Source organism: Metabacillus niabensis (genome assembly GCF_902829255.1).
GTDB lineage: Bacteria > Bacillota > Bacilli > Bacillales > Bacillaceae > Metabacillus > Metabacillus niabensis.
In genome coordinates this window covers 1-8,635 of record NZ_CADEPK010000208.1, presented here as the reverse complement: position 1 = coordinate 8,635, position 8,635 = coordinate 1, and the positions used below count along the sequence as shown (strand labels likewise).

Here is an 8,635-nt window from a genome sequence, read left to right as displayed (position 1 = left end):
ACTTTGGCTATGGCACGATTGATTTGCATCATTTCCCGTTAGCAAAATGGCGAAAATTTATGAATCGAAGCCTACTGCCAGAAAACAGTTTCCATTTATTATATGGGGATATCCAAGGGGAAATAGGACTTCGTAAGGAAATCGCTTCATACCTACACCAAAATCGTGGTGTCAGGTGCTCTCCAGATCAAATTGTCATTGGTGCTGGTACATTTCATTCTCTAGATCTTTTGTTTCAGCTCATTCAAAACAGAACGACAAGCATTGCTGTCGAAAGCTCCGTACATGTTGGGGTGAAAGCTTTATTAAATAAATTTCCATTTCAAGTTGAACCACTAGATTTAGAACTGGACGGTATTAACTTAAATAAATTAAAGAAAAAAGAAGTACAAGCTATTTATCTCACACCATCTTATCAGTTTCCATATGGGATGACCCTTTCGATTAACAAACGAATTAAACTATTAAAGTACGCTACAGAAAATCAATTTTATATTATTGAGAATGATTATGACGGAGAATTTCGCTATAATAATCGTCCTATTCCTTCGTTACAAAGTCTTGACAATAATGGAAGAGTCATTTATTTAGGGACATTTTCAAAATCACTTACACCTTCATTTCGAATTAGTTATCTTGTTTTACCAACAGATTTGCTTTGCTTATTTCATTTAGGTAAGCATAGCTATGACCAACATGCATCACCTATTTTTCAAAAAACCCTTCAATGGTTCATGGAATCAGGTGATTTTGAGAGACATATGAGAAAAATGCGAACCCTTTATCAAAAAAAGCATGCGATTATAACAAGTCGCTTTTCAGACATTTTTGAGGATAAAATAGAAATAGTGGGTGCAGGCGCAGGACTTCATATTGTCATTAAAGTGAAAAACGATATGGACGAATTAAAGCTTATTGATACAGCTAAACAATTCGGTGTCAACGTATATCCAACATCAATCTACAAAATTGAAAATCATCAAGAGCAAGACAACATACTTTTACTAGGTTTTGGCGGATTATCGGAAACAGCAATCGAGGAAGGATTACGATTACTTAAAATCGCATGGTTTCCAAACAACCCATGAAAAAAATAGTGAAATAACAGGACCATTTTTGGTTCTGTTTTTTTTGTTTAATAACAAAATGAAATGTAGATCCGTGAAAATCCTGGAACACCTAATTATTATTCATCTACTGTTAAAAGAAGTTTTGTCACATATGGAATGTTCTTTGAAAAATATAAGAAACATAAATAGATTGTATATTTTTTCAACTATCGTGGTAATTTATATTTGGCTTTAAAACTTAAGATAATGGAGGAACGACATATGCAAAATCAAATGAACCAACAAGCAATCGGAGCCCATGAAATTTTAGATTGTCATGAAGTGTTAATGTGTACAATCAATGGAATTAATCAGTTTCAATTGTTTCAACAATATTGCCAGGATCAAGAGTTAAAGAATATTCTTCAAAATCAATTATCGTTTATGACAAGTGAGTACAATACAATATTACAAGCAGTTCAACAAAAAGCAAATATAGGACAATTACCGAGCGTTAAAGCAAATATGAATTTTACACCTTCATACGGGATCAAGCAAGGTGGGGTTCCAGAAATTCCAAATGCATCTGTTAATCATATGAACGACCGTGATGTATCCTCTTGTATGCTTGGACTTCATAAATCATCAGCAGTTATGAAAATGCAAGCAGCTCTAGAATGTACAGATTCAGGATTACGTGAAATGATGATTCAAAGTGCGAAAAATTGTGCTGACCAAGCCTATGAAGTTTGGAGCTACATGAATAAAAACGGCTACTATCAAGTTCCAACATTTGATCAAACAACGACAAACGCAATAATGAACAGCTACCAACCGAGCAGTATATATAATCCGACTGCACAACAAATAAGCCAAAACAATATACACTTTTAATTGGAGGGATTACAATGCATACTAATCAACATGCGATTCAACAAATTAACGAATGCCGTCAAATCGTTCAACAAATGATTCAACAAACACAACAGAGCAGTCAGCAATATAAACTAATGCTCCAACAAGAGCAACAAAATGTTCAAATGTTACAACAAATGATTCATCACGAACAACAAGCTGTTCATGTTATCCAGCAAAGTCTGCAAAATCATCACCAAGCGATTCAACAATGCCAACAAGTATTAAATTTTTGCAATCAAATGCAGCAAGAAATTTCAACAACAGCTCCAGCGACACAAGGTTTTACTATTCAATCACAAATCCCAAGTTATCAAGCTTCACAAGTAAATAGACCATTCATCCAACGATAAAAAGCCTGCAGGCAGGGTAAAGGTAAGTTTGAGTCAACTTTACCCTGTTTCCTTCCATATTTTTACTATGTCCTTACCAAAACCGATGCATATACATACTCTTTATAAAGTTGACATCTGAAAAAGGTTCTTATATAATTATCTTGAAATCGAGATTATTTTAACTGAGATATTCCGTATTTTCATTGAAATAGGGTTGAAAGGAAGATCACTATGAATAGAAAACCATTAAAAGGAATTCATCATGTATCAGCATTAACGGCAAATGCAAAGAATAACTTTGAATTTTATACAAAAGTATTAGGGATGAGATTAGTAAAGAAAACCGTCAATCAGGATGACACATCTGTCTATCATTTGTTTTATGCGGATGAACGAGGAAATCCAGGCACTGACTTAACTTTTTTTGAGATTCCTCGTGCAGGGAGAACATATCCTGGGACAAACAGTATTACAGCTACCTCACTCCGTGTAAAAGACAACGAGGCACTTCAATATTGGAAAGAGAGATTTGTCCAATTACATGTTGACCATGATGAGATTCAATATGAATCACAGCGAGCGACATTATCGTTCAGAGATCCTGAAGGACAACGATTAATCTTAGTTTCCGATGAAGGAAATAAAGGGGTAACAGGAGGAATCCCTTGGGATAAAAGCCCTGTACCGAAAGAAAAGGGAATCATCGGACTAGGCCCGGTACATTTAACTGTTTCACGACCTGAGAGAACAATCGAAGTATTAACGAAAATAATGGGCTTTCGCGAAATTGCATCGTACAAAAGAGACAAGGATCAAAAAGCTGTACGCGTCTTTGAAACTGGTGAAGGTGGAACAGGTGCAGAAATTCATGTAATAGAAGAAACGGAGTTAAGTCGTGAAAGACCAGGTCGAGGAAGCGTTCACCATGTTGCATTTCGCGTAGAGGATGCAAAAGAATTGGAAAAATGGCAAGCGATTCTGGAAGAAAATCATTTGCCTAATTCTGGGTTTGTCGAACGATATTACTTTGCGTCATTATATTTCAGAGAACCAAATGGAAATTTATTTGAGCTTGCAACAGACGGACCTGGATTTGAAGGTGACGAAGATTTTGAGCATTTAGGAGAAACATTAGCTTTACCTCCTTATTTCGAAAGCAAACGAAAAGAAATTGAAGCAAAATTAACGCCATTGGAAACAAATTGATAGGTTAGAGAGGGGAATTTCATTTTTATGAAACATATTTATCAAGCAGGAAAAGATAAAAACGCACCAACTTTTGTTCTACTCCACGGAACAGGTGGAAATGAACATGATTTATTACCAATAGCCAATATGATTGCACCAGATGCATCAATCCTCGGTGTAAGAGGGAATGTCCTTGAAAATGGGATGCCAAGATTTTTCAGACGGCTTGCAGAGGGAATTTTTGATGAGGAGGATTTAATTTTTCGTACAAATGAATTAAATGAATTTCTAAATGAGGCTGCTGAAAAATATGAATTTGATCGTGAGCGTCTCTTTGCAATAGGCTATTCAAATGGCGCTAATATAGCAGCAAGTCTAATGTATCATCTTCCGAACGTCTTACATGGCGCTATTCTGTTTCATGCAATGGTTCCACGTAGAGGAATTCATTTACCAGACTTATCAAACACTAACATATTTATTGGTGCAGGTACAAACGATCCAATCATACCACAACAAGAAACGAAGGAGCTTATCGAAACGCTTCGAAATGCAAATGCAATTGTTGAGGAACATTGGGGTCATGCAGGTCATCAATTAACAAGAGATGAAGTTGAAAAGGCAAGAGAATGGTATATACGTCTTACCGAATCAAAATGATATCACGAAAAATAGAAATGGTCAGTTACTTCAGGTTTAATCTTGAAGGTAGCTGACCATTGTTATTTGAAAACAAAACTACATATGAAAACTAAAGACTATTTACATTTACAATACATTCCTTAGACTCGTTTTTCGGAGAATTGACTAAGCTTGATACTGGATAGCAATCCATTAAATTAGCTTGATAAGGTACTAGTAATGATTTTAAATCGTTATAATTTGTTTGATTTCTATCAATCCACTCATCATATTTATCTTCGGGTAAAATAACAGGCATTCTGTCATGTACTTCTTCTAACAACTCGTTTGATTTTGTTGTAATGATCGTGCACGTAAATAGCGGCTTGTCTCCTTTATCCCATCGTTCCCATAATCCAGCAAAGGCAAATGGCTTGTTATTTTTCATCATAAAGCGATATGGCTGTTTCATGTTCCCTTCTTTTTTCCATTCATAAAAACCATCGCATAAGATAAGGCATCTCTGTGATTGAAAAGGTCTTTTAAAACTAACCTTTTCATCAAGTGACTCAGCCCGAGCATTAATCATTTTATAACCAATTTTCGTATCCTTTGCCCACGGAGGAACAAGTCCCCATCTCATTTTTGTTCCAACACGATCTACTCCATTTGAGCCAACGACAAGGATATCCTGGGAAGGAGCAATATTATATCTAAACTCAAGCTCTTCATGTATAAGAAATTCAAAATGCTCTTGTAAAATCGTTTGATCTGTAGCTAAGGAAAAGCGTCCACACATTGATTACACCACCGATCTTCATTTCATCTTTATAAACTTTATAACATAAGGTAAAAAGAAAAAGCAAAGGTGAAATGCCTATACAGACTTTTGTCTAGATACATATAGTAAAGCAAAAGCTTTAGGAGGTGTAACAATGGGTGGTGAAGCTGGTTACGGCTTTGGAGCTGGATTTGCTCTATTAGTTGTATTGTTTATCTTGTTAATTATTATCGGTGCTTCTTACGTTGGTTACTGACAATTCGAAGAAAAAGATTGCCCTTATCTTTTCGATATAGGGCTTTTTTCATTGTAGAGGGGGACAAATAGTTTTACTCAAAATTTTTGAGCATATTACTTTATAGAATAAATCTTTTATTGCAAAATATAAGACGAGACTCCTATCTATTGAATTTTTTATTCAAAAGATAGGAGAATCACTTATTAGGTTTTAGGTAATTCCTTTCTCTCGTAAAATAGGAAAAATACCTAAGCAACTTAATAAAATACCACATAATAAAGGGGTTATGAGGATGAAAAGCTTAAAAAGCACAACTACACTACATAATGGAGTAAAGATGCCTTGGTTCGGATTAGGGGTTTTCAAGGTTGAAGAAGGTCAAGAGGTTATCGACTCAGTTAAAACAGCAATTGAAGTAGGGTATCGAAGCATTGATACAGCTGCCGTCTACGGAAACGAAGAGGGTGTAGGAAAAGCAATTGCAGAAGTAGATGTTCCTCGTGAGGAGCTATTTATTACATCAAAAGTTTGGAACACTAACCAAGGTTATGAATCCACATTAAATGCATTTGATGAATCGATGGAAAAGCTAGGCTTAGACTACCTAGATTTATATCTTATTCATTGGCCAGTTCCAGAGCTAAATAAATATAAAGAAACATGGAAAGCATTAGAAAAGCTTTATAAAGAAGGAAGAATTCGTGCGATAGGTGTAAGTAATTTTAAAGAGCATCATTTGAAGGATTTATTGGCAGATTGTGAAATTAAACCGATGGTAAACCAAGTTGAATATCATCCACGCTTAAGTCAAAAAAGCTTACACGAATTTTGCAAACAACAGCAAATTCAACTTGAGGCATGGTCACCTTTAATGCAAGGTCAATTAATCAATGATCCAACTTTATCTGAAATCGCAGAAAAATATAATAAGTCAACAGCACAAATTATATTACGCTGGGATTTACAAAATGAGGTCGTCACAATCCCTAAATCAATTAAGCCTCATCGCATAAAAGAAAATGCAGATATCTTTGACTTTGAACTAAGTGCAGAGGATATGGATAAAATTAATGCGATGAATCAAGATAAACGAGTTGGTTCAGACCCAGATCATATGAATAAATATTAAGAGGTAATGAAGAAGCGAATCGATATGATTCGCTTTTTGCATATTATTTAGCTGGTATGAAATGATAAAGGAGATATAAAAAATAGAAAGAGGTAATGAGATGCTTAGGCGTTTGTTTGCTTTTTTCCTCCTTGCGATCTTTCTCCCTATTCAAGGAATAAACGCAGAAACAGTAATTTCTCCAGCCTATTTAAATTCATTAACAGAGCTATTACAGTCACATCCTTCAATAAAAGGTGCAATCGCTGGGGTTAGCATCCGTTCCGCTGATACAGGTGAATTGCTATTTTCCTTTAATGGTGATACAAGATTAACTCCCGCCTCGAATTTAAAATTATTTACAGCTGCTGCGGCTCTAACTACATTAGGGAAGGATTATACTTTTCAAACAGAATTGCTAACAGATGGAACCATTAAAGAATCTGAATTAAACGGAAGCCTTTATCTAAAAGGAAAAGGTGATCCGACTCTACTTCCTTCAGACTTAGAGGAATTTGCACGATTGTTAAAGAAGGAAGGAATTACAAAAATAAACGGTGACTTAATAGCTGACGATTTCTATTTTGATCATGTTCGATATTCTGTAGATGTACCTTGGTCAGATGAAGCAGCAAATTATGGAGCTGCGATATCTGCATTAAGCATTGCCCCTGACACTGATTTTGATTCAGGTACTGTGAAATTAGAAATAGCAGCAAGTAAACGAATCAACGAGAAAGCAATAATAAAGATAATTCCAGAGTCAGATCCAATTCATATAGTGAACAGGACAAAAACAGTTCCAGCAGAAGCTACACACCATGTAACGATTGAACGTATGCATGGGGCAAATACGATAATTGTCTCGGGAACCATCCCTGTCGATTCTCCAAAACAAAAGGAATGGATTGCTGTTTGGGAACCGACAATCATTACTTTGAATGTCTTCAAGCAAATCTTAGAAAGGGAAGGAATTAGAATAGAAGGCACATTAAAGGTGGAGAAAACTCCTAAAAAGTCACTAACTTTACATCACCACAAGTCAATGCCATTAAAGGATGTATTAATTCCATTTATGAAGCTTAGTAATAATGGACATGGAGAAATTCTAATTAAAGAAATGGGGAAGGAATTTTTAGACAACGGAAGCTGGGAAGCAGGATTAGAAATTGAAAAACAAGCATTATCAACGTTAGGGATAAATTCAAATAACCTAGTAATTCGTGATGGCTCTGGAATTTCACATCAAAATTTAATTCCGGCTAATGAAATTACAAATTTGCTTTATAAAGTAAAACAGATGGAGTGGTTTCCAGTATTTTATCAATCGTTACCAATTTCGGGAGTTGAAGGTAAGTTAAAAGGTGGGACATTAAGACATCGAATGCAAGAAGGTAAGCTTAAAGAAAAGGTTATCGCTAAAACTGGAACATTAACAAATGTAAGTTCTCTTTCTGGTTATTTAATAATTGATAACAATAAGGCGATTATTTTTTCAATCGTTCTAAATCATCTTAAAGATCATGATGATGGGAAGAAGGTTGAAGAAGAAATCCTCAATTTGTTAGTAAATATGAAATAAAAGATACGTGAGTGCCAAAATTTTCATTTATATGATTCAACTATGAGCATTCCCTTTGAAATAAATATTCATGATTGAAATAATAGAAGAGAAGAGCTACATACATATGAAAGGAGTAATAACAAATGAATGTTCTTGTCGTCGGAGCAAATGGACAGATTGGAAAACACCTTGTCCATCTTTTGCATCAAAGTAATGAGCATCATGTTAGAGCAATGGTAAGATCAGAGGAGCAGGTCAAGCAATTAGAGGAAAATGGAATCGAAGCGGTACAAGGTAATCTAGAAGGGACAGTTGATGAAATTGCAAAGGCAGCAAACGGTTGTGATGCGATCGTATTTACTGCAGGATCAGGTGGTCATACTGGAGCAGATAAAACATTATTAATTGATTTGGACGGGGCCGTTAAAACGATGGAAGCAGCTAAAAAGGCACAAATATCTCGGTACATTATGGTTAGCGCCTTCCAAGCTCATAACCGAGAAAATTGGAGTGAAGCAATAAAACCATATTACGTTGCAAAGCATTATGCAGATAAAATGCTTGTACAATCAAATTTAGATTACACGATTATTCGTCCAGGTGGATTAACAAATGAATCTGGAACTGGAAAAATAGCGGTTGGGGAAAATGTTCAACGTTCAACAATCCCTCGTGAAGACGTAGCCCGTACAATTGTTGCATGTCTTCAGGAAAACAAGACCATTAAACATTCGTTCGATCTCGTATCAGGAGATGTACCGATAAGTGAAGCAGTTAAAAAATTAAACTAATACGATGCAATTCTAAACCTATCAATTGATAGGTTTTTTCTAATA

At 35.3% G+C, this 8,635-nt stretch carries 10 protein-coding genes; 9 read left to right on the top strand and 1 reads right to left on the bottom strand.

From position 1 onward, the window contains the following. From pdxR to HU235_RS13735, 5 genes are all read left to right on the top strand, one after another. The coding region (pdxR, locus tag HU235_RS13755) for a MocR-like pyridoxine biosynthesis transcription factor PdxR (RefSeq protein ID WP_233452227.1) at positions 1 to 1,088 on the top strand (1,088 nt) is incomplete at its 5' end. A gap of 243 nt (positions 1,089 to 1,331) precedes the next feature. Continuing rightward, on the top strand, positions 1,332 to 1,943 hold the full coding sequence (locus HU235_RS13750) for a spore coat protein (protein WP_212591219.1): 612 nt from the start codon (positions 1,332 to 1,334) through the stop codon (positions 1,941 to 1,943). Positions 1,944 to 1,957: 14 nt separating this feature from the next. Beyond that, the gene (locus HU235_RS13745; RefSeq protein ID WP_174880556.1) at positions 1,958 to 2,317 is read left to right on the top strand and encodes a hypothetical protein; all 360 of its coding nucleotides are present in this window, start codon (positions 1,958 to 1,960) and stop codon (positions 2,315 to 2,317) included. A gap of 213 nt (positions 2,318 to 2,530) precedes the next feature. Continuing rightward, the gene (locus HU235_RS13740) at positions 2,531 to 3,505 is read left to right on the top strand and encodes a ring-cleaving dioxygenase (protein ID WP_174880555.1); all 975 of its coding nucleotides are present in this window, start codon (positions 2,531 to 2,533) and stop codon (positions 3,503 to 3,505) included. Positions 3,506 to 3,532: 27 nt separating this feature from the next. Continuing rightward, positions 3,533 to 4,147 (top strand): alpha/beta hydrolase, encoded by a 615-nt coding sequence (locus HU235_RS13735; RefSeq protein WP_174880554.1) that lies wholly within the window; start codon positions 3,533 to 3,535, stop codon positions 4,145 to 4,147. A gap of 91 nt (positions 4,148 to 4,238) precedes the next feature. Here the strand turns inward: HU235_RS13735 and HU235_RS13730 are convergent, their stop codons facing one another. Continuing rightward, a complete protein-coding gene (locus HU235_RS13730; protein ID WP_095300075.1) occupies positions 4,239 to 4,907 on the bottom strand; it encodes an SOS response-associated peptidase in 669 nt (222 codons plus the stop codon). 136 nt (positions 4,908 to 5,043) lie between these two features. Between HU235_RS13730 and HU235_RS13725 the strand changes: the two genes are divergently transcribed. The 4 genes from HU235_RS13725 to HU235_RS13710 all read left to right on the top strand — a co-directional run bounded on the left by HU235_RS13725 (position 5,044) and on the right by HU235_RS13710 (position 8,590). Continuing rightward, positions 5,044 to 5,145 carry a YjcZ family sporulation protein gene (locus tag HU235_RS13725; protein WP_095300074.1) on the top strand — a complete coding sequence of 34 codons (102 nt, stop codon included), beginning with the start codon at positions 5,044 to 5,046 and terminating at the stop codon, positions 5,143 to 5,145. Between the two features lie 268 nt (positions 5,146 to 5,413). Then, positions 5,414 to 6,256, top strand: coding sequence for an aldo/keto reductase (locus HU235_RS13720; protein WP_174880553.1), 843 nt, complete (start codon positions 5,414 to 5,416; stop codon positions 6,254 to 6,256). Between the two features lie 100 nt (positions 6,257 to 6,356). Continuing rightward, positions 6,357 to 7,817: a D-alanyl-D-alanine carboxypeptidase/D-alanyl-D-alanine endopeptidase gene (gene dacB / locus HU235_RS13715; protein ID WP_174880552.1), complete on the top strand. Its 1,461-nt coding sequence runs from the start codon at positions 6,357 to 6,359 to the stop codon at positions 7,815 to 7,817. Between the two features lie 125 nt (positions 7,818 to 7,942). Then, positions 7,943 to 8,590: an SDR family oxidoreductase gene (locus HU235_RS13710; RefSeq protein ID WP_174880551.1), complete on the top strand. Its 648-nt coding sequence runs from the start codon at positions 7,943 to 7,945 to the stop codon at positions 8,588 to 8,590. Positions 8,591 to 8,635: the final 45 nt, after the last annotated feature.

Bases quoted from the DNA above. Each gene is read 5' to 3' on its own strand.
- HU235_RS13750 (WP_212591219.1), top strand. From the start codon at position 1,332: ATGCAAAATCAAATGAACCAACAAGCAATCGGAGCCCATGAAATTTTA.
- HU235_RS13745 (WP_174880556.1), top strand. From the start codon at position 1,958: ATGCATACTAATCAACATGCGATTCAACAAATTAACGAATGCCGTCAA.
- HU235_RS13740 (WP_174880555.1), top strand. From the start codon at position 2,531: ATGAATAGAAAACCATTAAAAGGAATTCATCATGTATCAGCATTAACG.
- HU235_RS13735 (WP_174880554.1), top strand. From the start codon at position 3,533: ATGAAACATATTTATCAAGCAGGAAAAGATAAAAACGCACCAACTTTT.
- HU235_RS13730 (WP_095300075.1), bottom strand. From the start codon at position 4,907: ATGTGTGGACGCTTTTCCTTAGCTACAGATCAAACGATTTTACAAGAG.
- HU235_RS13725 (WP_095300074.1), top strand. From the start codon at position 5,044: ATGGGTGGTGAAGCTGGTTACGGCTTTGGAGCTGGATTTGCTCTATTA.
- HU235_RS13720 (WP_174880553.1), top strand. From the start codon at position 5,414: ATGAGGATGAAAAGCTTAAAAAGCACAACTACACTACATAATGGAGTA.
- dacB (WP_174880552.1), top strand. From the start codon at position 6,357: ATGCTTAGGCGTTTGTTTGCTTTTTTCCTCCTTGCGATCTTTCTCCCT.
- HU235_RS13710 (WP_174880551.1), top strand. From the start codon at position 7,943: ATGAATGTTCTTGTCGTCGGAGCAAATGGACAGATTGGAAAACACCTT.